This window comes from Micromonospora sp. DT201, assembly GCF_049841575.1.
In the GTDB taxonomy this organism is placed as follows: Bacteria; Actinomycetota; Actinomycetes; order Mycobacteriales; family Micromonosporaceae; genus Micromonospora.
Map to the genome: position 1 here is coordinate 1 of NZ_JBNCKP010000138.1, position 208 is coordinate 208.

At 66.8% G+C, this 208-nt stretch carries 1 protein-coding gene; it reads right to left on the reverse strand.

Features of this window, described 5'->3' with window-relative positions; all coding sequences use genetic code 11:
- Positions 1 to 194: hypothetical protein (locus tag ACLQ28_RS34725; RefSeq protein ID WP_425690480.1), on the reverse strand; the 194-nt coding region annotated here is incomplete at its 3' end.
- Positions 195 to 208 lie beyond the last annotated feature (14 nt).

The window sequence follows — 208 nt, forward strand, 5'->3', positions numbered from 1 at the left end:
CCAGCAGCCGCATGCACCAACAACCGCTCACCCCGCCGCAACCCACCCAAATCAAACAACCCGTAATACGCGGTCAGGAACACCAACGGCACCGCCGCCGCCTCGACAAACGAGAACCCGGCCGGCATCGGCACCACCATCCGCCGGTCGGAGACCGCCCGTGTTCCGAACCCGTCCATGACCAGACCCATCACCCGGTCACCCGGGG